The organism is Caulobacter sp. Root487D2Y (assembly GCF_001427165.1).
GTDB lineage: Bacteria > Pseudomonadota > Alphaproteobacteria > Caulobacterales > Caulobacteraceae > Caulobacter.
Map to the genome: position 1 here is coordinate 113900 of NZ_LMFD01000003.1, position 22303 is coordinate 136202.

The window sequence follows — 22303 nt, forward strand, 5'->3', positions numbered from 1 at the left end:
GTGGTCGGAACAGACCGCGGGAGGACGACGATCATGAAGCTCTATGGCGAAGCCAATCCGGCCCCCAATCCGCGTCGGGTGCGCATTTTCGCGGCGGAGAAGGGGCTGGAACTGCCCGAGATCCGGATCGGCATGCGCCAGGGCGGCAACAAGTCGCCCGAGCATAAGGCCCGCAACTCCCTGGGCCAGGTGCCGGTTCTGGAGCTGGACGACGGCGAGATGATCAGCGAGAGCGTCGCCATCTGCCGCTATCTGGAGGCCCTGCATCCGACGCCGCCGATGTTCGGAACCTGCGCCCTGTCGCAGGCGCGCACCGAGATGTGGGTGCGGCGGATCGAGTTCCAGATCCTGATCCCGGTCGGCATGTACTGGCGCCACGCCCACCCGCTGACCGCGTCGCTTCTGGTCCAGAACCGCGAGTTCGGCGAATCCAACAAGCCGATCGCGGCCAAGGCCATGGGCTGGCTGGACCGCGAACTGGCCGACGGCCGCGAATGGATCGCCGGCGACGCCTACGGCATGGCCGACATCGTGGCCCTGACGACGATCGACTTCGCCGGCTTCATCGGCCTGGACGTCCCCGAAGACGCCGAGCGGTTGAAGGCCTGGCGCGAACGGGCGAGCGCGCGGCCCAGCGCGAGCGCCTAGAGCGCAACCACATTCAAGCACCGTGCGTGGTCCTCGTCCTTCGACAAGCTCAGGATGAGGACCATTGTAGAGGCGGCGGCATTGGAAAACCTCATCCTGAGCTTGTCGAAGGACGAGGTTTTCGCTTCCTAAGCCGTCGCCGGCGCCAGCTCGCTTTCGTGCAGGTCGTAATAGGCCCGGGCCGGGGCGGCGGTCAGGATCACCATCTGCACCGTGAAGAAGAACGGCGCCAGCAGCAGGTTGGCGAAGCCTGTCAGGGCCAGCATCACCAGGTTCGTCGCCCCGCCCGACAGGCTGAGGATCAGGCCCGCCACGATGGTCTGGGCCACGCTGACCAGGAAGGTGATCACGAAGGCCAGGGCGTACATGCCCAGCAGGTGCCAGAAGTGGTGGTCGGTCAGGGTCCAGGTCCGCCGCAGGTCCAGCTTGCCCTCGGCGAAGGTGGTGATCGACAGCAGCGACAGGCGGATGCCGGCCCAGATCGACAGGCCGGCCACGGCGATGGCCCCCAGCACCTCGACCCAGCGATTGGTCTCGACCGCGCCCAGGCTGATCAGGCCCGCGCCGATCAGCACCAGCACGGCGCTGGGCAGGGCCGTGACGACCAGGGCCACGACCCAGCCGACCAGGGCGACGACGAACTGCCGCGCCTCCTCGGGGCCGACCCGCAGATAGGCCAGGCGCCGTTCCTGCGGCCGCACCACCGCCCGCATGATCGCCACGCTGATCACCGACTGCAGGGCGACGGCGAAGGCGATCAACGGCAGCAGCGTCCCCTTGCGGCGGGCGACGATGTCGATCAGCTCGCGCAAGTCGTTGGTCCGCGACAGCAGCGCCAGGTCGGCCCGCACCGTGCCGCCGAACGCGAAGGCGACCACCAGCCCCAGCGCGACCAGCATGGCGAAATAGCAGGCGGCCCAGGCCAGCACGACCAGCGGCTTGCGGCGCGTCATGCGGACGCCTTCGAGAGCGGCTTGGACGGGCGAGAAGGTGGTCATGTCCGGAGGGTTCCAGGGGGCGGGGCGGGCTGCAGCCGATAGACGTCGACCAGGGCCGCGGCCCAGACCGGGATGAGGTAGAAGAAGACCAGCGCGACGCTGACCAGCTCGGGGATCAGCGCGCCTTCCGAGAAGCCGGCGATCGCCCGCAGATAGCCGATGACGACCACTAGGATCACGGCCGGCGCGGCCAGGACCGCCCCGGCCGCCGCCAGGACCAGAACCACCCCGCGCGTGCGCCCAAAGGCGCTGAGCACCTGGATCCTGTCCAGGTCGATCGTGGCGGCCGGCGCCAGGGACAGACGCAGGAACAGCCAGAGCATGATCACCATCGACAGCAGCGGCGGCAGGCCGGCGACCAGGGCGCCGGGGCCGTCCAGCGCGCCGCGCCAGGCGTCCACCGAGGTGATGTCCAGGCCCGGCGCGTTGCTCTTGGCCACGCCCACCACCACCGCCCCGACCAGCACCGCCAGCACCGCCATGACGACGGTCAGAATGAGGGTGACCAGGGCCTGGACGGCCAGCAGCCGCCACTCCTGGACGCCCCAACGCAAGCCCTTCCAGCCGGCGGGGCCGCCGAACGCGGCGCGGTACAGGGCGCCATAGGCCAGGGTCGTGGCGGCCAGTTCGAGCGGCAGGCCGAGGAAGGCCAGGCTGGGCGGCAGGACGCGCGGCGCCAGGCCGAGCGTCGCGCCCACGACGAGCGCGGCCCAGCAGGTCCGCACCCCTGGCGTCCACCCCGCCATTCCGGCGCGAACGGTCCGCCCGATCGCCGCCGATCCCTCGCCCATGTAGCCCTCACTCGTCCGTCGCCGCGCGAACCCCTCAATCCCAAGAGTCATAAGCGGTTCACCCCCCGCTTGGCGACGAGTCGCGACGGGTGTCACGCTGAATTTCGCGGGACGTGGCCGTGGCGCCGCGTGGACGATCAGGACGCCTTGGCGCCGGAGGCCGCCAGCTCCTGATAGGCCTTGGCCCAGGGCGCGCAGATCAGGGCCATGGCGAACGCGGCCAGGAACGACAGCACGACAGCCCCGATCGCCGCGATCTTCCAGAACGCGTGCAGCCAGGCTTGCGGCGGCTGGTCGCGCAAGGTCTCGACCATGGCCGCGATGCCGCTCCACGATCCGAAGACCGCCACCCCGACGACCGCATAGACCACCAGCTCCAGCGCCATCAGGATCAGCGCCAGCAACACGGCCATGCCCAGCAACCGGCCGCTTTGGCCGCGCGTGAAGGTCCAGGATTCGAACAGCAGGAACTTGCCCTCGGCGAAGCTCATCGGCCCGGCCATCGACAGGCGCAGGACGCCCCAGAGCAGGACCCCGATCGCCGCCAGGATCACCAGGCCGATCAGCAGGCCGGCGACCAGCTTGCCGCCGTCTCCCGCCGCCGAACCGGCCATGTAGACGATCATGCCGAGGATGAAGCCGATAATCAGCACGGCGAAATAGGCCATCATGAACAGTACGGTCTGGACCAGGGTCACCAGGGCCAGCCACAGCTCCGACTTGCCCAAGCGCAGATAGGCCCAGCGCTTCTGGTCGGGCTGTAGCACCGCGCGGAACACAGCCCCGGCCACCACCGCCTTGATCGCCGTCCCGCCCACCAGGCTGATCGCGTTCAGGCCCATCATGCTGGTCTGCAACTGCATCATCCGCGCGAACATGGCCGGATCGGTCGCCGGCGAGGAGGTCGAGGCCGGATCGGGCACTGCTTTGAAGATCTCGATGAACTGCGGGATCAGCATCCACATCAGGCCCATCATCGGCCCGATCAGGGTCACCAGCATCACCAGCCCCCAGGCCAGCACCGCCAGCGGCGCGCGGACGATCACACCGAAACCGGCCGTTGCCGCGCCCGAAACCGAAAACCTCGCCATCGCCGCCCCCCGACGCGCTCCACGTTAGGTCCCAGCCTACACACAGGTTTCGCCGCGTGGCCAGCAGGGGTATGAGGGCGCCCATGAGCACTCCCCCTAATTCCGCCCGTCCCGTTCACGTCATCGGCGGCGGCCTGGCCGGGTCCGAGGCCGCCTGGCAGATCGCCCAGGCCGGCGTCCCGGTCGTCCTGCACGAAATGCGTCCTGTGCGCGGTACGGACGCCCACCAGACCGACGGCCTGGCCGAGATGGTCTGCTCCAACTCGTTCCGCTCCGACGACTGGCAGTTCAACGCCGTGGGCCTGCTGCACGCCGAGATGCGCAAGCTGGACTCGCTGATCATGTCGGCCGCCGACCAGCATCAGGTCCCGGCCGGCGGCGCCCTGGCCGTCGACCGCGACGGCTTCTCGGCCGAGGTCACGCGCCGCATCGAGGCCCATCCGCTGATCACCATCGCCCGCGAGGAGGTGGCCGGCCTGCCACCGGAAGACTGGGACAGCGTGGTGGTGGCCACCGGCCCCCTCACCTCGCCCGCCCTGGCCGACGCGATCCTCGATCTCAGCGGCGAGGGCCAGCTCAGCTTCTTCGACGCCATCGCCCCGATCATCCACGTCGAGTCGATCGACATGGACATCGCCTGGCGCCAGTCGCGCTACGACAAGGAAGGCCCCGGCGGCGACGCGGCCGCCTATATCAACTGCCCGATGAACAAGGCCGAATACGAGGCCTTCATCGACGCCCTGCTCGAGGGCCCCAAGGCCGAGTTCAAGGACTGGGAGCACGTGCCCTATTTCGACGGCTGCCTGCCGATCGAGGTGATGGCCGAGCGCGGCCGCGAGACCCTGCGCCACGGGCCGATGAAGCCGGTCGGCCTGACCAATCCGCGCGACCCGCTGGTCAAGGCCCACGCCATCGTCCAACTGCGCCAGGACAACGCCCTGGGCACGCTGTGGAACATGGTCGGCTTCCAGACCAAGCTGAAGCACGGCGCCCAGGCCGAGGTGTTCCGGATGATCCCGGGCCTGGCGAACGCCCAGTTCGCCCGGCTGGGCGGCCTGCACCGCAACACCTTCATCAACAGCCCGCGCCTGCTGGACCGGTCCCTGCGGATGAAGGTCGCCCCGCGTCTGCGCTTCGCCGGCCAGATGACCGGGGTCGAGGGCTATGTCGAGAGCGCCGCCACCGGCCTGCTGGCCGGCCGCTTCGCCGCCGCCGAGCGCCTGGGCAAGACGCTGGACGCTCCGCCGCCGACCACCGCGCTCGGAGCCCTGGTCGACCATGTCACCGGCGGCCACATCGAGGGAGCCGAAGTCGGCAAGACCTCATTCCAGCCAATGAACATCAACTACGGCCTGCTGCCGCCGATGGAGACCCCCAAGATCGGCGACGACGGGGTCAAGATTCCGCTGAAGGAACGCGGTCGCGCCAAGAAGCGGTTGATGAGCGTGCGCGCCCTGGCGGACCTGGACGGGTGGATGGCCGGCTGACGCCGGCCGTCCAGGGTCGTTCTATTTGCCCCAGCGCTTGAGGAGCTCGCTCTTCCCGCCCGAGGTCCTGCCGGCATAGACGCTGACGCGATCGATGTTCGACGTCACGAAGCACTGGTTGTCCGACAGGAAGTTGAGCTTGTCGCCGGTGACGTTCTCGGCCGAGAGCAAGCCGCGGAACTTGCCGCAGATCAGCGGACCGCCGTTGGCCAGGGGGACGACCTCGCCCTCCACGACGACGACCATGCCGTCGACCGCCTGCCTGACGCCGATCGGATCCATGTTGACCCGCGAGATCATCAGCGGCTTGAAGCCCGAGGGCAGGCCCGCCGCGTCCGTCTGCGGATAGGGCGTGGCCAGGCCGTAGCTGACGCCGAGCGAGCGGATCCCGGCTTCGCTGGCCACGCCGACGGCGCCCATCCCAGCGCCGCCCGGCACGACCCGCTTCTCGAAATTGGTCTGAACCTTGCGTTCCTCGACGTGGAAATAGGTCGTCTGGAGGTCCGGCAGCACCGACAGCCCCTGCTCGTCGAATTGGTCGTAGTTCTGCGACGAAATCTGGCCCAGGCCGACGGTGACCTCCAGCTCGCGCTTTTTGCGATCGTAGCGCCAGCGGGCCGGGCTCTTGTAGGTCTTCAGGTTCTGGCGATCGCCGTAGACCACCGGCAGAATAATCTTGAACCGCCGCCCCGCGAGGGCCTGACCATGATCGTCCGGTGTCTCGCGCGCCTCCTGGATGGCCGTGGTCAGGCCCGCGTTGTCCAGAACCTGCGGGGCCGACCCCGCGAGAAGTAGAGAAACGGCCAAGATGGAAACGATCATTGCATCTCTCCAGATTTACCTGAGGTTGTCCCCCTTGCCGCATGCCGGTCAAGACCTCGCGTAACGCGGCCCCCCCGCCGATCCCCGCGTTGAGCGACATGTCCGCGCGAGCAGATGATGGCCCTCTCGCGTGACCAGGTCCCATAGCCTTGCTCCGGCGCCGGCCGGAGATGTCTGACGCTAGGGCGTGAGTTCGGGCGGCGGGCGAATGCGGCGGTAGCGCGCCTCGACCAGGCCGAACAGCCCGAAGGCGATCAGGCCTGTCGCGACCAGGCCCAGAGCCCAGCTTCCGAAGGGCTGGCGTTCGACCGCCTGCAGCGCGCCGCCCCAGCCGCGGGCCTCGGCGGCCCGAGCCTGCAGCCCCGCCATCACCAGGAAGACGCCCAGCGGCAGGCTGGCCAGGCCCCGCGCCCCGTAGCCGACCTTGGCCAGGGGCACGACCCGCCGACAAATCCTGTCGTCGCAGTCCAGCCGCTTGCTGAAATCCTGGACGAGGCCCTGGATGACGTTGCCGATCCCGAACGCCACGACCGCCAGGCCGGCGGCGATCAGCAAGGTGTCGCCGTAGGGCAGGCCCAGAACAGCGCCGGCGGTATGATGGACGGTCTGCTCCTCGTCGACCTCCCGGACATCCTCCAGCTCGTCCAACAGCTCGAAGGCCGACAGCGCCAGTCCACCGTAGATCAGGCCGCTGACCGCCTGGCCGATCCGCACCGCCCAGGCCTTGGGCGAGCGCCCATGCCGGTCGGCGTCGAACACCGCCTGCAGAAACCGCCAGGCCGCGAAGCCCGCCAGGCCGACGCCGATCCCGCCGATCAGCGCCCAGCCCAGCGGCCACTCGGCCCAGGCGCGCAGCATGCCCTTGGCGCCCTTGGCGCGCGGCGTCAGGTCCAGCGCGGCCAGCAGGACGATGGACCCCAGGCCCAGATAGACCAGCCCCCGCGCCGCGTAGCCGAGGCGCGAGGCCAGCTCGATCGCCTTGGCGACGGTCGTTCGCTGGACGCGCTTGACGAGTTTGCGCGGCAGGGCGATCGGTGATGTCGACATGGTTCGTGCCCGGACAGCCCAACTCGGGTGACCAACGGCGGGCTCGGCGCTGGCGTTCCCCGACCTCGTCGAGGGTCAGCCCTGTCATTCGCTAAGTAAGTGATTTATGACTTAGCTTCAGGCGCCGGCCGTTCGGTCTGGCGCTGGTCGAGGCAGATGCGCGGGAAGCCGTACCGCGTCGCCGATCATCGCGCGCTTTGCAGCTCGCCGATGTTAGGCAAAGCATGTCACGGATGGCGTGTACGGCAAAGGGGAGCCCGGCAGGGTGGCGGAAGCCTACGAGATCGGTGTTCGGGCCAAGACCCGCTGCGACCTGATGGGCGTGGAGCCCTACAGCGAGGTCGACGGCATGCTGGTGCGCCGTTTCCTCACGCCGGCCCACGATGAAGCGCTCAAGACCCTGGCCTTCTGGATGGAAGAGGCCGGCATGACCGCCCGCCGCGACCACGCCGGCAATCTGGTCGGCCGCTACGAGGGCGAGACGCCGAACGCCCCGGCCCTGCTGATCGGCTCGCACATCGACAGCGTCCGCAACGGCGGACGGTATGACGGCGCTCTGGGCGTGATGCTGGGGGTCGACGTGGTCGAGGCCCTGGCCCGCGCCGGCCGCCGCCTGCCCTTCGCGGTCGAGGTGATCGCGTTCGGCGACGAGGAAGGCTCGCGCTTCCCCGCCTCGATGACCTGCAGCCGCGCCGTGGCCGGGACCGTCAAGCCCAGCGTCATGGAGATGACCGACGGTGACGGCGTCAGCCTGGCCGAGGCTTTCGCGGCCTTCGCCCTGGACCCCACCCGCCTGGAGGAAGCCGCGCGCAAGCCGGGCGAGATCTTCGCCTTCCTGGAGGCCCATATCGAACAGGGTCCGGTGCTCGAGGCCGAGGGCCTGGCCCTGGGCGTGGTCACCGCCATCGCCGCCCAGAAGCGGCTGATGGTGCGGTTCACCGGCACGGCCGGCCACGCCGGCACCACGCCGATGAACCTGCGCAAGGATCCCGGCCCGGCCGCCGCCGAGGCGATCCTGGCGTTGGAGCGGATCTGCTCGGGAGGTCAGGACGGCCTGGTCGGCACCGTGGGCCGGATCACCGCCCTGCCCGGCGCCTTCAACGTCATTCCCGGCGCGGTCGACTATTCGATGGACGTCCGGGCCGAGGTCGCCGCCATCCGCGACGCCGCCGTCGAGGCCGTCACCGCCGAGATCCAGGCCATCGCCGCCCGGCGCGGTCTGGAGGTCTCGATCACCCTGATGCAGGACCTGGCCGCCAGCCCCTGCGATCCGGGCCTGACCGCCCTGCTGGAGAAGGCCGTCGCCGCGACGGGCCAGGCCCCTCGCCGCCTGCCCAGCGGGGCCGGCCACGACGCCATGGTCATCGCCGACCTCTGCCCCACCGCCATGCTGTTCATCCGCTGCGAGGGCGGGATCAGCCACAATCCGCGCGAGGCCGTGACCGAGGCGGACTGCGCCCTGGCGGCGAAGGTTATGCTGGATTTTGTCGAGCGGCTGGCGGCGCAAAACTCTCGTCCTTCGACAAGCTCAGGATGAGGGTTTTGAATGCGATCGCAGCCTGACCCACGACGTTCCCGTAGCCCTCGTCCTGAGCTTGTCGAAGGACGAGGGCGGCCCCTCGACCGCCCTATGAAGACCACCGCATGACCCAGACTTTCGGCGAACTCGACCACCCCGCCCGCCTGCTGATGGGACCCGGCCCGATCAACGTGCATCCGCGCGTGCTGCGGGCCATGTCGGTGCAGTTGCTGGGCCAGTTCGACCCGGAGTTCACCGGCTACATGAACGAGACCATGGCTCTGTACCGCCAGGTGTTCCAGACCCAGAACCGATGGACGTTCCTGATCGACGGCACCTCGCGCGCCGCGATCGAAGCGGCCCTGGTCTCGGTGCTGGCGCCGGGCGACGACGTGGTGGTGGTCAACGCCGGGCGCTTCGGCCTGCTGCTGTCGGAGATCGCCGAGCGCTGCGACGCCAAGGTCACCCTGGTCGAGGGCGAGTGGGGCAAGGTCGTCGATCCGCAGGCGGTGGAGGACGCGGTCAAGCGCGTGCGCCCGCGCCTGGTGGCCTGCGTGCACGGCGACACCTCCACCACCATGGCCCAGCCCATCGAGGCGATCGGCGAGATCTGCCGGCGTCATGACGCCCTGCTCTATGTCGACGCCACGGCGACGATCGGCGGCATGAGAGTGCCGGTCGACGCCTGGCAGGCCGACATCGTCACCGGCGGCCTGCAGAAGTGCCTGGGCGGTCCCTCGGGCTCGGGCCCGATCACGATCTCCGACCGCGCCGCCGCGCACATCAACGGCCGCAAGCACGTCGAGGCCGGCATCGCGACGGCGGGCGTCGTCAGCGGCGCCGGCCGCCGCATCGCCTCCAACTATTTCGACCTGGCGATGATCATGGACTATTGGTCCGACAAGCGCCTGAACCACCACACCGAGGCCGCCTCGATGCTGTACGCGGCCCGCGAATGCGCCCGGGTGGTGCTGGAGGAAGGACTGGAGGCCCGCTTCGCCCGCCACGCCCAGGCTGGGGCGGCGGTTGTCGCCGGGGTCGAGGCGATGGGCCTGAGCGTCTACGGCGACAAGGCCCACAAGATGACCAATGTCACCGCCGTGCTGATCCCGCCCGGCGTCGATGGCGACCGGGTGCGCTCGCGCATGCGCACCGACTTCGAGATCGAGATCGGCACGGCGTTCGGACCGCTGGCGGGCAAGGTCTGGCGGATCGGGGCCATGGGCGTGAACGCGAAGAAGCACGCGGTGCTGACCACGCTGGCGGCGCTGGAGGCGGTGCTGCGCGGCGAGGGCTACGGCTTCACGGCCGGGGCCGGGGTGGACGCAGCGCTGGGGGTGTTCGCATGAGCGACTACCCCCGCGACCTGATCGGCTACGGCGAGAACCCGCCCCACGCCCGGTGGCCCAACGGCGCCCGCGTGGCGGTGCAGTTTGTCCTGAACTACGAGGAAGGCGCCGAGCGCAGCGTGCTGCACGGCGACCCGCAGGCCGAGCACTTCCTGTCGGAGATGGTCGGCGCCCAGCCGATCCCCGACGCCCGGCACATGTCGATGGAGAGCCTCTACGAATACGGTTCGCGGGCCGGCTTCTGGCGCATCCGACGATTGTTCGAGGAATTCGGCCTGCCGCTGACCGTCTTTGGCGTGGCCCAGGCCATGGCGCGCAACCCTGACGCCGTCGAGGCCATGCTCAAGTCCGGCTGGGAGATCGCCACCCACGGCTATCGCTGGATCGACTACCAGCACTTCCCCGAGGCGCTGGAGCGCGAGCACATCGCCCAGGCCATCGAGATCCACGAGGCCCTGACCGGCGAGCGGCCGCTGGGCTGGTACCAGGGCCGCACCAGTCCCAACACCGCCCGGCTGATCGCCCAGGAAGGCGGCTTCGTCTACGACGCCGACAGCTACGCCGACGACCTGCCCTATTGGGACGACCAGCACGGCCGGCCGCAGTTGATCGCGCCCTACACCCTGGACGCCAACGACATGCGCTTCGCCGCGCCCCAGGGCTTCAACAGCGGCGACCAGTTCTTCGCCTATCTGCGCGACAGCTTCGACGCCCTCTATCTGGAGGGCGAGACCGCCCCGAAGATGATGAGCGTCGGCCTGCACTGCCGGATCGTCGGCAAGCCGGGCCGGATCATGGCCCTGCGGCGCTTCCTCAACCACATCACCGCCCGCGACAAGGTCTGGGTCGCCAAGCGCATCGACATCGCGCGGCACTGGATCGCGACCCACCCTTACAAGGCAGCGAACACATGAGCGCCCCGCCCCTGACCCTGGCCGACCTGAACCGGATGAACCGCACCGGTTTCGCCACCACCCTGGGCTTCGCGTTCGAGCTGTCGCCGTGGGTGGTGCAGCGCGCCTATGACGCCGCGCCGTTCGACAGCGTCGAGGCCCTGCATGCCGCGACCATGACCGTTCTGGAGGCCGCCTCGGAGGACCAGCGCCTGGCCCTGATCCGCGCCCACCCGGAACTGGCCAGCAAGGCGGCGATCGACAAGACGTTGACCGCCGAGAGCAACGCCGAACAGGCCAGCGCGGGCCTGGACCGCCTGACCCAGGAAGAGTTCGACCGCTTCCACGCCCTGAACACCGCCTATCGCGAGCGCTTCGGCTTTCCGTTCATCGTCGCGGTGCGGCTGAACAACAAGACCTCGATCCTGGCCGCCATGCAGGCGCGCCTGGAGAACGACAAGGCCGCCGAGGTCGCCGAAGCGATCAGGCAGATCGGCCTGATCTCGAAACTTCGACTGCAAGACGCGGTGACCGGCTGAGATGGACTACGACGTCACGACCTGGCTGAACCTTTCCCTGCGCTGGCTGCACGTGATCGCCGGCGTCGCCTGGATCGGCGCCTCGTTCTACTTCGTCTGGCTGGACAACAATCTGCGCGCTCCCGTTCCCGAAAAGGACGGCGTGAAGGGCGAGCTGTGGGCCGTGCACGGCGGCGGCTTCTACCATTCGCAGAAGTATATGACGGCCCCGGCCCACATGCCCGACCATCTGCACTGGTTCAAATGGGAGGCCTACACCACCTGGCTGTCGGGTTTCGCGCTGCTGATCGTGCTCTACTACGTCGGCGCGCCGGTCTATCTGATCGACGCCTCCAAGCATGCTTTCAGCCAGGCCGGCGCCGTCGCCACGGGCCTGGCGTTCATCCTGGGCGGGCTGCTGGTCTACGAGGGTCTGTGCCGCTCGCCGCTGGGCCAGAGACCGCGCCTGTTCGGCGTCGTCTGGTTCCTGGCCCTGACGGCCGCGACCTGGGCCCTGACCCAGCTCTTCACCGACCGCGGAGCCTTCATCCACGTCGGCGCGATCATCGGCACGTGCATGGTCGGCAACGTGTTCCTGATCATCATCCCCAACCAGCGCAAGATCGTCGCCGACATGCTGGCCGGACGTCCCGTCGATCCGCGCCTGGGCGCGATGGGCAAGCAGCGCTCGGTCCACAACACCCACATGACCCTCCCGGTCATCTTCATCATGATCAGCAACCACTATCCGGTGGTGACGGGCCATCACCTGGCCTGGCTGCTGCTGGCGATGATCAGCCTGGGCGGGGTGTCGATCCGCTACTTCTTCATTCTGCGCCACCACGGGATCATCAGGCCGGGCTTCATCTTCGCCGGGGTGATGATGGTGTTCTTCGTCAGCGTGATCGCCAGCCAGAAGCCCAAGGCCGAAACGGTCTCGGACGTGCCTTTCCCCGTCGCCCAGGCGATCGTCGAAAAGCACTGCGTGGCCTGTCACGGCGCCGTTCCGACCCACAAGGGCTTCACCGCCCCGCCCAACGGCGCGGCCTTCGACACGCCGGCGGGCATGGCGCGTTATGCGGGCAAGATCCGCGAACGCGCGGTGGACTCGACCAGCATGCCCCTTGGAAACGAGACTCATATTACCGATCACGAGCGGGCCCAGTTGGGCGCCTGGATCGAGGCAGGAGCAAAGACGCAGTGACCACCTTGGCAGAGACGCCTTCGGCCGCACCGACCGACGACGCCGCTCCGGCGCCCCGCAAGCGCAACGCCGAGCGGACGCGCAAGGCGATCCTGACCGCGGCGCTGCGGGAGTTCTCCCAGGCGGGCTACGCCGGCGCGCGGATCGAGAAGATCGTCAAGGCCGCCAAGTGCAATATCCGCATGCTCTACCACTACTTCGGCGACAAGAAGGGCCTGTACCTGGCGGTGCTGGAGGCCGCCTACGAGGACCTGCGCGGCCGCGAGGCCGAGCTGGAGATCGACTTCGACCGGCCGCTGGAAGGCTTTCTGGCCCTGCAGCGGTTCACCTTCGAGTATTTCGAGAAGAACCCGCGCATCGACGGCCTGCTGCGCAACGAGAACCTGATCCAGGGCAAGTTCGTCTCCCAGTCGCGCAAGGTCACCGAGACCGCGTTCCCGCTGCGCCGGACCATCGAGCGGCTGATCGACAGCGGCCAGAAGCAGGGGATCTTCCGCGACGGCTTGGACTGGGCCCAGATCTACGTGACCATCGCGGCCATGAGCCGGTTCCACCTGGCCAACGGCTATTCGCTGTCGGTGACGCTGGACACCGACATGAGCAAGCCGGAGTGGCGGCGGGCGCGGCTGACGCATGCGCTGGAGCTGCTGGAAGGCTATCTGCGGAAGTAGGGGCCCAAGTCCTCCCCCTGTGGGGGAGGTGGTCGCGTAGCGACCGGAGGGGGGAGTTTTCCGGCGGTCGATCCGGGATGCGGCCGCCGCCCAAACTCCCCTCCCCGTCGGCTTCGCCGACACCCCTCCCACAGGGAGGGGGCTAGAACAGAACCCCCTTCTCCAGCATCCCATGCACCCCCTTCTCGCCGTTGACCGTCTGGGTCACGCGGAAGTCCACCGCCAGCGAACAGAACTGGTAAGCCTGCACCCGGCTCAGCGACGAGCGCGAGACGATCAGGTCGATCATTCCCCGCAGGGCCTGTTTCATCGCCAGGTCCAGGTCCTCGTTGAAGCCCAGCGTCAGGTAGTGGGTCGGGCTCTCGGCGCTCGGCCAGGTGCGGACCCCGACGTGGGCGGCCTTGTGCAGCACGAAGGTGAAGGTCCCGGTCAGGCCCATTTCCAGGGCGTTGACGCAAACCTCGCCGTCGCCCTGGCGGCCATGGCCGTCGCCGGCGCTGAAGTTCGCGCCCGGAACCCAGACCGGCAGGAACAGGGTCGAGCCCGCGACCAGCTCCTTGCAGTCCATGTTGCCGCCGTGCTCGCGCGGCTCGCGGCTGGACAGGCGGCCGTAGCGGGCCGGTGGGGCGACGCCGGTGGTGCCGAAGAACGGCCGCAGCGGCAGGGTCGGCCCCCAGGCCGGCTTGCAGGTTCCCGCCGCGGCGTCGACGGCGATGTGGCTGACATAGCGCTCGGGAAACTCGTCCGGCAGGGTCCCGGCCAACGGCCGGACAGCGCAATAGCCCCAAGTGTTGTTGGGCTCGATGGCCTCGATCCGCACCTCCAGGGTGTCGCCCGGCTCCGCGCCGGCGATCGCCACCGGGCCGGTCAGGATGTGCGGCCCGATGCGCTCGAGCCGGGCGTCGTGGATCGCCCGCAGGGCGGGCGGGATGGCCAGTCCCGCGTCCGGGCCCGGCATGACCTCGGGGCCGCCAGACACGCAGTCGATCACCACGGTGTCGCCGGGCGCGACCGTCAGCACCGGGTCGAAGGCGGCGTCGAAGATCCCGAAGCGCACCGTGTCCGGGGCCGAGGCCAGGTGATGCCGCATGAAGTAAGCCCTCTATTACCAGGGCTCAGTTGGCGCGCGGCGGCCGCCCCACCCTAGTCTCGACCGCCGCGCGGCGGGGCGAAGCGCGCCGGCGCCCATCCGACGGGCAGAGCGGCCGCCGGGATGGCGCGGACGTGGGCGTCGGCGCGTTCGAGGCCTATGGTGCTGGCGGCGACCGCACATCCCGGTTATGAAGAAATTTCTTACTTGTGGAGCTCGTTCGCATGGCGACCGATCCGGCGCTCGCAGCGTTCCTGGCCCTCGACGACGACACGGTCGCCGCCTATGCGGACGCCCGGGCCGAAGCGCTGGGCCTGGCCCTGCCGCCGGAGACCCGGGCCGGCGTTGTCGAGAACCTGGCCCTGCTGCGCCGCCAGGCCGCGACGTTCATGGCCGCCCTCGACGACACCGCCCCGCCGGCGCCCGAAGTGTTCGAGCCATGAGCGCCGCCGATTTCCGCTCGGCCCTGGCGGTCGTCGGCGACATCCAGCGCGGCAAGACCACCGCCCGTTCCGAAACCGAAGCCGCGCTCGCCCGCGCGAAGAGCGACCCGTTCAACGCCTACACCGCCGTCTTCGCCGAGCGCGCCCTGGTTCAGGCCGAGGCCATCGACGCCGACCTCGCCGCCGACCGTCCGGTCGGTCCGCTGGCCGGCGTCCCCTTCGCCGTGAAGAACCTGTTCGACGTCGAGGGCGTGACCACCATCGCCGGGTCCAGGATCCGCCGCGACGCGCCCCCCGCCGCCCACGACGCCACCGCCGTCCAGCGCCTGACCGCCGCCGGGGCGGTGCTGATCGGCGCGCTGAACATGGACGAGTTCGCCTACGGCTTCGTCACCGAGAACGCCCACGACGGTCCGACCCGCAATCCGCACGACCCGACCCGCATCGCCGGCGGCTCATCCGGCGGTTCAGCCGCGGCGGTCGGCGGCGGCCTGGTCCCCCTGGCCCTGGGCTCGGACACCAACGGCTCGATCCGCATCCCAGCCAGCCTGTGCGGGGTGTTCGGTCTGAAGCCCACCCTGGGCCGCCTGTCGCGCCAGGGCGCCTTTCCCTTTGTCGAGAGCCTGGACCATGTGGGGCCGTTCGCCCGCTCGGTCGCCGACCTGGCCCTCGCCTACGACCTGATGCAGGGCCCGGATCCCTTGGATCCGCTCTGCCGTCGGCCCGTCGAACCAGCCGCCCCTCGCCTGCAAGCCATCGCCGACGGTCCTCTCCGCGTCGGCGTGCTGGGCGGCTGGTTCGCGCAGGGCGCCTTTCCCGAGGTGTTGGAGGCGCTGGAGATCGTCGCCGACGCCCTGCAGGCTAGGCGCGGCGTCGAACTGCCGGGCGCCGAGCTGGCCCGCGCCGCCGCCTTCTGTCTGACCCCGATCGAAGCCGCCCATCTGCACTGGCCCGACCTGAAGACCCGGCCGCTGGACTACGATCCCGCCGTCCGCGACCGTCTGCTGGCCGGCGCGCTGACGCCTGACGCCGTCGCCGAAGCGGCCCGCCGCTATCGCCCGGTGTTCCGAGACGCCGTGCGCGGCGTGTTCGAGGATTTCGACGTGCTGCTGGCCCCGGCCTCGGTCTGCCCCGCGCCGGGCATCGGCCAGACGACCATGGAGATGGACGGCCAGCAGGTCTCGGTGCGCAAGAACCTCGGCGCCTACACCCAGCCCATCAGCTACATCGGCCTGCCGGTTGTCGCCGCGCCGGTCAACCGGCCAGGCAAGCCGCCGATCGGGGTGCAGATCATCGCCCCGGCCTGGCGCGAGGACCTGGCCCTGGCCGCCGCCCTGCGCCTGGAGCGGGCCGGCCTCGTCGCCGCCCACAGGCCTCCGGAGGCGCATGCATGATCGTCAACGAACCCGACGTGCTGGCCGAGGTGACCGCCGCGGTCGACGCCTACGAGACCGCGCTGATGACCAATGACGTCGAGGCGCTGGACGGCTTCTTCCGCGACGCGCCCGAAACCGTGCGCTACGGCGTGGCCGAGAACCTCTACGGATTCGAGGCGATCGCGGCCTTTCGAATCGGCCGCTCGGGCGGCTCGCCGCCGAGGTCGCGCCTAAGGACGGAAATCACCACGTTTGGGCGGGATTTCGCGATCGCCAACGTCGAATTCCTCCGCGAAGGGGCAAAACGTCCCGGCCGCCAAAGCCAGGTTTGGATCCGCACCGAAACCGGTTGGAAAGTCGTCTCGGCCCACGTCTCGTTCCTGCAGGACGGCGCCGATCAACGCCTTGCGCCGTAAGCGATCGACCGTCCGCGCCATGACAATAAGTAATAAATCCCTGACTTATGATCTGCTTTTGAGCAGTCCCGTCGCGGCGTGGTCAAATAGTAACATCCAGAGCAAAAACTTCACCCAACGGCGGTCGATACGTCATCAAACCTTTGGATTCGCCTCGTTCATTGTGCATTGCACCCTTAAGCGTCGGGCCGCCGACGCATGAAGGGGATACTTCAATGACCACCGCCACCAAGCTGCGCAGCCGCCTCCATCGCGGCGCCGCCCTCACCGCCCTGGCCCTCGCCGTCGGCGTCGGCGTCCCGGCCTTCGCCCAGGAAACGCCCACCGCGCTCGGCGATGTGATCGTCACCGCCCAGAAGCGCTCGGAAAACATCCAGGAAGTGCCGGTCTCGGTCGCCACCATGGGCGGCGAGAAGCTGGACGCCCTGTTCGCCGGCGGCGAGGACGTGCTGGCCCTGTCGAGCCGCGTGCCCGGCCTGTTCGTCGAAAGCTCCAACGGCCGCGCCGCGCCGCGCTTCTACATCCGCGGCCTGGGCAACACCGACTTCGACCTGGCCGCCTCGCAGCCGGTCTCGGTGATCATGGACGACGTGGTCATGGAAAACGTCGTGCTGAAGAGCACGCCGATCTTCGACGTCGAGCAGGTTGAAGTGCTGCGCGGCCCGCAAGGCACGCTGTTCGGCCGCAACACCACCGCCGGCATCGTCAAGTTCGACAGCGTCAAGCCGAGCCAGACCTTCAAGGCCAACGGCACGGTGACCTACGGCTCGTACGGTTCGTGGACCGCCGAAGGCGGCGTCGGCGGCCCGCTGGTCGAAGGCAAGCTGGCCGGCCGGATCGCCGTTCTGGGCCAGCACCGCGACAACTACATCGACAACACCTTCACCCACGAGAAGGACGCGATGGGGGGCTACGACGAGTACGCCATCCGCGGCCAACTGCTGTGGACCCCGACCGAGGACCTCAGCGTCCTGCTGAACGCCCACAACCGCTCGCTGGTCGGCACCGCCGCGATCTTCCGCGCCAACATCCTCACGGCCGGCAGCAACAAGATCAACAGCAACTTCGACCGGGATTCCGTCTTCTACAACGGGGGCGCCAACAACCCGCAGAAGTACGACGGCAACGGCGAGTCCATTAAGGTCGACTACGACTTCGGCGGCGTGACCCTGACCTCGATCAGCGCCTACGAAACCACCAACGGCTACAGCCGCGGCGACATCGACGGCGGCGTGGCCGGCACGGGCCCGGGCTTCATCCCGTTCGACTCCGACACCCGGGACGGCATCGACGACCTGGACCAGTACACCCAGGAACTGCGCCTGGCCTCGGACACCGAAGGTCCGTTCAGCTGGCAAGTCGGCGGCTACTACTTCAAATCGGACTTCCTGGTGACCACCGACGCCGGCTTCAACAAGGCGACGCTGAATCACAAGAACACCGCCTGGGCCGCGTTCGGTCAGGCCGCCTATCAGGTCAACGACAAGCTGAAGGTGACCGGCGGCCTGCGCTACACCGACGACGACAAGAGCATGACGGTCGTCGGCTCGACCGCGCCGAAAGTCTCGGTGCAGGACAGCAAGGTCTCGTGGGATCTGTCGGCGTTCTATGACGTGGCCGACGATTTCAGCCTGTACGCCCGCGCCGCCCACGGCTTCCGCGGCCCGACCATCCAGGGCCGCGACATCGTGTTCTTCAGCCCCGCTTCGGTGGCGCAGTCGGAGACGATCCAGTCGTACGAAATCGGCTTCAAGAGCGAACTGCTGGACCGCCGCGTCCGCTTCAACGGCGCGGCCTTCACCTATGAAGAAAAGAACCCGCAGTTCAGCGCCATCGGCGGGGCCACCAACGGCACCCTGCTGATCAACGCCGACAAGGGCGAAGCCTACGGCGTCGAGTTCGACGGCGAGTTCCAGGTCACCGAGAACCTGCTGCTGACCGCCGGCTACAGCTACAACCACACCAAGATCAAGGACAAGAACCTGGCCGTGGCGGTCTGCGCCCAGTGCACGGTCACCGACCCCAAGAACGCCTCGGGTCAGGCCCTGGTCAACGGCAACCCGTTCCCGAACGCCCCGGAATACGTGCTGAACTTCACGGGTCGCTACAGCTACCCGATCGGCGACGGCGAACTGTTCGCCTACACCGACTGGTTCACCCAGGGCTACACGAACATCTTCCTCTATCAGAGCAAGGAGTTCTACTCGAAGGGCGACTTCGAAGGCGGTCTGAAGCTCGGCTACGCCAAGCAGGACGGCGCTTTCGAAATCGCCGCGTTCGCCCGCAACATCACCAACGAGGTGAACCTGCGCGGCGGCATCGACTTCAACAACCTGACCGGTTTCGTCAACGAGCCTCGGATCGTCGGCATCTCGATCAGCGCCAAGCGGTAATCTGAAACGACCCCGCCCGGCCTCACCGCCGGGCGGAACTCACGAAGGATTGCCATCGTCCCGCCATGCTCCCGGTTCGCGCCGGGAGCATGGTTCGTTTCGGAGGGCCTCCCCCTCCATCACACGATGAGTTAAATCCCTCGGATGACGACCTCCAAAATCATCTTCGACACCGATCCCGGCATCGACGACGCCATGGCGCTTCTGTTCATCGAGGCCAGCCCCGCGCTCGACCTGGTGGCCGTGACCACGGTCTACGGCAACGCCGACATCGACATCACCACCCGCAACGCCCTCTACCTGAAGGACCGCTTCGGCCTGACGGCCCCGGTCTTCAAGGGCACGGACAAGCCGCTGACCCGGCCGCGCAATCCCTCGCCCACCTTCGTGCACGGCGAGAACGGCCTGGGCGACGTCGCGCTGACGGGCCTGGTCCCCGCCCGGCCGGAGGCCAAGCCGGCTCACCAGGCGATCATCGACCTGGCGCGCGAGAACCCCGGCGAGATCACCCTGGTCGCGGTCGGCCCGCTGACCAACCTGGCCCTGGCCCTGCGGGCCGATCCGGAAGTCGCCGCCCTGCTCAAGGCCGTGGTGATCATGGGCGGCGCGTTCGGCGTGGCCGGCAAGCCGGGCAACGTCACGCCGGTGGCCGAGGCCAATATCTGGAACGATCCCGAGGCCGCCGACCTGGTGTTCACCGCCCCCTGGCATGTGACCGCCGTCAGCCTGGACGTCACCACCCAGGTGGTGATGACTCCCGCCTACATGGAAGCCCTGGAAGCCTCGGCCGGTCCGGCCGGCGCGTTCCTCAACGCCATTTCCAAGCCCTATGCGGCGTTCTACGGCGGCCGCGACGGCATCGTCGGCTGCTGCGTGCACGACGCCGCGGCGGTGGCGTTCGTGATCGACCCGTCGCTGTTCGAGGTTCGCCCCGGCTCGATCCGGGTGGTCACCGACGGCATCGCCCTGGGCCAGACCTGCCAGAAGGTCGAGGGCGAGCTGTTCGGGCCGTCGGCCTGGGACGACCAGCCCATCCAGGCGATCACCGTGGGGGTGAAGGCCGAGGGGTTGTTGAAGTTGTACGCGGAGACGATGGGGGCTTAAGGCAAAGGCCCTCCCCCTATGGGGGAGGCGATCGCGAAGCGATCGGTGGGGGGAGTTTCAGGACCGAATTTCCAAGACGCCGCCGCCTGCCGATCACTCCCCCCTCCGTCGGCTTCGCCGCCACCTCCCCCACAGGGGGGGGACCTAAGAGGGCTCAGCGCCGATACCGCTCCACCCCGGCCACGTACGTCCGCTCCACCACGCGGTCGTCCCCCAGCACCGTCAGCGCGAACAGCCGGTCCTCGAGGCTCCGCGCCGCCGGCATCCGCCGGGCCAGCAGCGGGGTCGCCGCCAGGTCCAGCACCAGGAAGTCGGCGATCTTGCCGCGCTCCAGACTGCCGATCTCGTCCTCCAGCCCCAGGGCCCGCGCCCCGCCCAGCGTCGCCAGGTACAGGGCGTGGAACGGGTCCAGCGCCTCGCCGCGCAGCTGGCCCACCTTGTAGGCCTCGCCCAGGGTGTGGAGGATCGAGAACGTCGTCCCCGCCCCGACGTCCGTGCCGATCCCCACCTTCACGCCGTGGGCGCAGGCGGTCTCCAGCGGAAACAGGCCCGAGCCCAGGAACAGGTTGGAGGTCGGGCAGAAGGCGATGGCCGAACCGGCATTGGCCAGCCGCTGGAACGCTTCACCCTGCAGGTGGACGCAGTGGGCGAAGACCGAGCGCTTCCCGACCAGGCCGAAGCGGTCATAGACGTCCAGATAGTCCTTCGCCTCGGGGAACAGCTTGGCGGTGTCGACGATCTCGCGGATGTTCTCCGACAGGTGGGTCTGCATCCACACCGTCGGATGCTCGGCCAGCACCTCGCCCGCCATGGTCAGCTGTTCGTCGCTGCAGCTGATCGCGAAGCGCGGGGTGACCGCATAGCCCAGCCGACCCTTGCCGTGCCAGTCGGCGATCAGGCTTTGCATGTCGGCGCGGCTGCTCTCGACCGTGTCGGTCAGGCCGGGCGGGGCGTTGCGGTCCATCAACGACTTGCCGGCGATCACCCGCATGTCGCGCTTCAGGGCCGCGGCGAACAGCGCCTCGACCGAGACCTTGTGCACCGAGCCGAACACCAGGGCGCTGGTCGTGCCGTTGCGCAGCAGCTCCTCGACGAAGAACTCGGCGGTCTCCTCGGCGTGGCCCTTGTCGGCGAACGCCGCCTCGGCCGGGAAGGTGTGGCGCTCCAGCCAGTCCAGCAGCTGCTCGCCGTGGGCGGCGATGATGTCGACCTGCGGGAAATGGATGTGGGTGTCGACGAAGCCGGGGACGATCAGCTTGCCGCGCAGGTCTTCGATGGGCGTATCGCCCAGTTCGTCGGCCAGCTTGGCGTAGTCGCCGCAGGCGATGACCCGACCGTCCTCGACCAGCAGCAGGCCATCCTCGTGGAAGGCGTGCGCCTCCCCGTCCGTGGTGTTCGGGTCGTCCTCCAGGTGGAGGATCGACGCCCTATAGGCTTGCAAGCTGGAGATCCTTCGTACGTTCGCGGCGGGCGGCCTCGAGCCGCATCAGCAGGTCGGCGGCCACCGAGACGGCGATCACCTCGGGAGCCTTGTTCTTCAGGTGCGGCAGGCCGATCGGGCAGGTGACGCGGGACACCGTCCCGTCGCCGAAGCCGTCCTTGCGCAGCCGGCTCAGGAACCGTGCCTTCTTGGTGTCCGATCCGATCAGGCCCAGATAGCCGAACGCTCCGCCGGCCAGGGCCGACGAGGTCAGGGCGTAGTCCAGATTATGGTCGTGGGTCATGACCAGGATATAGGCGTCGGGCCCCGCGCCCATGGCGGCGGCGGCCAGCTCGGCGGCCGTCCCGACCGTCACGCCGGGAAATTCGGCGGTCTCGGGGCGGGTGTCGTACCAGGCCAGGCGGAACGGCAGCGGCTCCAGGGCCCGGGCCACGGCCTGGCCCACATGGCCGGCCCCGAACAGCAGCACCGGCGGGCGCGGCAGGTCCTGCGGCTCGACCAGCACGTCGCCCAGCGTCGGCCGCGCCCCGCGCGTCGTCGCCGGCTCGCCCGCCAGGGTGATCGTCGCCCCCTCGGGACTAGACGCCGCGACCGGAGCGACGGTCTTGGTCAGGGCGCCGGGGTTGAAGCGGGTGCGGACCTCGAAGGGCTGGTCGGCGTCCAGGCGGCGCGCGGCGTCGGTCAGCCAGTCGACGGCGGTCTTGTCCAGGCGCTCGATCAGCAGCCGCACGCGGCCGCCGCAGCATTGAGCCAGCAGCGGGCCCAGCGGATAGTCCTGCAGGGCGAAGTGGACCTCCGTCAGCAGCATGCGCCGCGCCTGGTCGGCGACCTGGTGCTCCAGATTGCCGCCGCCGATCGTGCCGGCCTGACCGTCGGCCCAGACCACCATCTTGGTCCCGGCGTCGCGCGGCGCCGAGCCCTCGGTGGCGAGGATCGTGACCAGGGCGACGGGCTGATCCTCGGCCAGACGCGCGAGGGATTGGCGGGCCCAGTTCATGCGCC

At 69.0% G+C, this 22303-nt stretch carries 21 protein-coding genes and 1 pseudogene; 13 read left to right on the plus strand and 9 right to left on the minus strand.

The features are described from left to right. Window positions 1–33: 33 nt before the first annotated feature. Complete coding sequence (locus ASD38_RS06330; protein WP_056458647.1) at window positions 34–648, plus strand: glutathione S-transferase family protein; 615 nt, start codon at window positions 34–36, stop codon at window positions 646–648. Window positions 649–776: 128 nt separating this feature from the next. Here ASD38_RS06330 and ASD38_RS06335 read toward each other — a convergent pair whose 3' ends face one another. The 3 genes from ASD38_RS06335 to ASD38_RS06345 form a co-directional block, all read right to left on the minus strand. Then, a complete protein-coding gene (locus ASD38_RS06335) occupies window positions 777–1646 on the minus strand; it encodes a hypothetical protein (protein ID WP_056438049.1) in 870 nt (289 codons plus the stop codon). Further along, window positions 1643–2371 carry a hypothetical protein gene (locus ASD38_RS06340; RefSeq protein WP_235523773.1) on the minus strand — a complete coding sequence of 243 codons (729 nt, stop codon included), beginning with the start codon at window positions 2369–2371 and terminating at the stop codon, window positions 1643–1645. Before ASD38_RS06340 ends, ASD38_RS06335 begins: the two co-directional genes overlap by 4 nt. A 203-nt stretch (window positions 2372–2574) precedes the next feature. Further along, window positions 2575–3528 carry a hypothetical protein gene (locus tag ASD38_RS06345; protein WP_056458650.1) on the minus strand — a complete coding sequence of 318 codons (954 nt, stop codon included), beginning with the start codon at window positions 3526–3528 and terminating at the stop codon, window positions 2575–2577. 83 nt (window positions 3529–3611) lie between these two features. On the opposite strand from ASD38_RS06345, the gene trmFO reads away from it, so the two are divergent. Continuing rightward, the gene (gene trmFO / locus ASD38_RS06350; RefSeq protein ID WP_056458653.1) at window positions 3612–5015 is read left to right on the plus strand and encodes a methylenetetrahydrofolate--tRNA-(uracil(54)-C(5))-methyltransferase (FADH(2)-oxidizing) TrmFO; all 1404 of its coding nucleotides are present in this window, start codon (window positions 3612–3614) and stop codon (window positions 5013–5015) included. Between the two features lie 21 nt (window positions 5016–5036). On the opposite strand, the gene ASD38_RS06355 is transcribed toward trmFO, so the two are convergent. Beyond that, complete coding sequence (locus ASD38_RS06355; protein ID WP_056458656.1) at window positions 5037–5837, minus strand: hypothetical protein; 801 nt, start codon at window positions 5835–5837, stop codon at window positions 5037–5039. Window positions 5838–6017: 180 nt separating this feature from the next. Further along, entirely contained in the window at window positions 6018–6884 is an 867-nt protein-coding gene (locus tag ASD38_RS06360) for a DUF1206 domain-containing protein (protein ID WP_082560687.1), read from the minus strand. Window positions 6885–7200: 316 nt separating this feature from the next. Between ASD38_RS06360 and ASD38_RS06365 the strand changes: the two genes are divergently transcribed. Beyond that, complete coding sequence (locus ASD38_RS06365) at window positions 7201–8421, plus strand: allantoate amidohydrolase (protein WP_442857017.1); 1221 nt, start codon at window positions 7201–7203, stop codon at window positions 8419–8421. Here ASD38_RS06365 and ASD38_RS25065 read toward each other — a convergent pair. Then, window positions 8357–8499 (minus strand): annotated as a pseudogene (locus tag ASD38_RS25065) (hypothetical protein); the annotation flags it as partial. The gene ASD38_RS06365 and the pseudogene ASD38_RS25065 overlap by 65 nt on opposite strands. A 29-nt stretch (window positions 8500–8528) precedes the next feature. Here ASD38_RS25065 and ASD38_RS06370 point away from each other — a divergent pair. The 5 genes from ASD38_RS06370 to ASD38_RS06390 are packed head-to-tail and all read left to right on the plus strand — an operon-like array spanning window position 8529 to window position 13038. Beyond that, entirely contained in the window at window positions 8529–9752 is a 1224-nt protein-coding gene (locus ASD38_RS06370) for a pyridoxal-phosphate-dependent aminotransferase family protein (protein ID WP_056458662.1), read from the plus strand. Continuing rightward, complete coding sequence (gene puuE, locus ASD38_RS06375; protein WP_056458666.1) at window positions 9749–10666, plus strand: allantoinase PuuE; 918 nt, start codon at window positions 9749–9751, stop codon at window positions 10664–10666. Before ASD38_RS06370 ends, puuE begins: the two co-directional genes overlap by 4 nt. After that, window positions 10663–11184, plus strand: coding sequence for a 2-oxo-4-hydroxy-4-carboxy-5-ureidoimidazoline decarboxylase (uraD, locus tag ASD38_RS06380; RefSeq protein WP_056458669.1), 522 nt, complete (start codon window positions 10663–10665; stop codon window positions 11182–11184). Before puuE ends, uraD begins: the two co-directional genes overlap by 4 nt. A gap of 1 nt (window position 11185) precedes the next feature. Then, window positions 11186–12367: a urate hydroxylase PuuD gene (locus ASD38_RS06385; RefSeq protein WP_056458672.1), complete on the plus strand. Its 1182-nt coding sequence runs from the start codon at window positions 11186–11188 to the stop codon at window positions 12365–12367. Further along, window positions 12364–13038 carry a TetR/AcrR family transcriptional regulator gene (locus ASD38_RS06390; RefSeq protein WP_156390597.1) on the plus strand — a complete coding sequence of 225 codons (675 nt, stop codon included), beginning with the start codon at window positions 12364–12366 and terminating at the stop codon, window positions 13036–13038. The genes ASD38_RS06385 and ASD38_RS06390 overlap by 4 nt, the downstream gene beginning before the upstream one ends. Before the next feature lie 142 nt (window positions 13039–13180). On the opposite strand, the gene ASD38_RS06395 is transcribed toward ASD38_RS06390, so the two are convergent. Next, window positions 13181–14128 carry an acetamidase/formamidase family protein gene (locus ASD38_RS06395; RefSeq protein ID WP_056438080.1) on the minus strand — a complete coding sequence of 316 codons (948 nt, stop codon included), beginning with the start codon at window positions 14126–14128 and terminating at the stop codon, window positions 13181–13183. 224 nt (window positions 14129–14352) lie between these two features. Here ASD38_RS06395 and ASD38_RS06400 point away from each other — a divergent pair, with 224 nt between their 5' ends. The 5 genes from ASD38_RS06400 to ASD38_RS06420 all read left to right on the plus strand — a co-directional run bounded on the left by ASD38_RS06400 (window position 14353) and on the right by ASD38_RS06420 (window position 19860). Continuing rightward, complete coding sequence (locus tag ASD38_RS06400) at window positions 14353–14571, plus strand: AtzG-like protein (protein WP_056438082.1); 219 nt, start codon at window positions 14353–14355, stop codon at window positions 14569–14571. Further along, complete coding sequence (locus ASD38_RS06405) at window positions 14568–15965, plus strand: AtzE family amidohydrolase (RefSeq protein ID WP_056458675.1); 1398 nt, start codon at window positions 14568–14570, stop codon at window positions 15963–15965. The genes ASD38_RS06400 and ASD38_RS06405 overlap by 4 nt, the downstream gene beginning before the upstream one ends. Continuing rightward, entirely contained in the window at window positions 15962–16363 is a 402-nt protein-coding gene (hpxZ, locus tag ASD38_RS06410) for an oxalurate catabolism protein HpxZ (RefSeq protein ID WP_056438087.1), read from the plus strand. Before ASD38_RS06405 ends, hpxZ begins: the two co-directional genes overlap by 4 nt. Window positions 16364–16578: 215 nt before the next feature. Continuing rightward, a complete protein-coding gene (locus ASD38_RS06415; protein ID WP_056458678.1) occupies window positions 16579–18756 on the plus strand; it encodes a TonB-dependent receptor in 2178 nt (725 codons plus the stop codon). 144 nt (window positions 18757–18900) lie between these two features. Beyond that, window positions 18901–19860 carry a nucleoside hydrolase gene (locus ASD38_RS06420; RefSeq protein ID WP_056438093.1) on the plus strand — a complete coding sequence of 320 codons (960 nt, stop codon included), beginning with the start codon at window positions 18901–18903 and terminating at the stop codon, window positions 19858–19860. Window positions 19861–20014: 154 nt separating this feature from the next. Here the strand turns inward: ASD38_RS06420 and guaD are convergent, their stop codons facing one another. Together guaD and xdhC are read right to left on the minus strand one after the other, a co-directional pair. After that, the gene (gene guaD, locus ASD38_RS06425; protein ID WP_056458680.1) at window positions 20015–21301 is read right to left on the minus strand and encodes a guanine deaminase; all 1287 of its coding nucleotides are present in this window, start codon (window positions 21299–21301) and stop codon (window positions 20015–20017) included. Continuing rightward, complete coding sequence (gene xdhC / locus ASD38_RS06430) at window positions 21288–22298, minus strand: xanthine dehydrogenase accessory protein XdhC (protein WP_056438099.1); 1011 nt, start codon at window positions 22296–22298, stop codon at window positions 21288–21290. Before xdhC ends, guaD begins: the two co-directional genes overlap by 14 nt. Window positions 22299–22303: the final 5 nt, after the last annotated feature.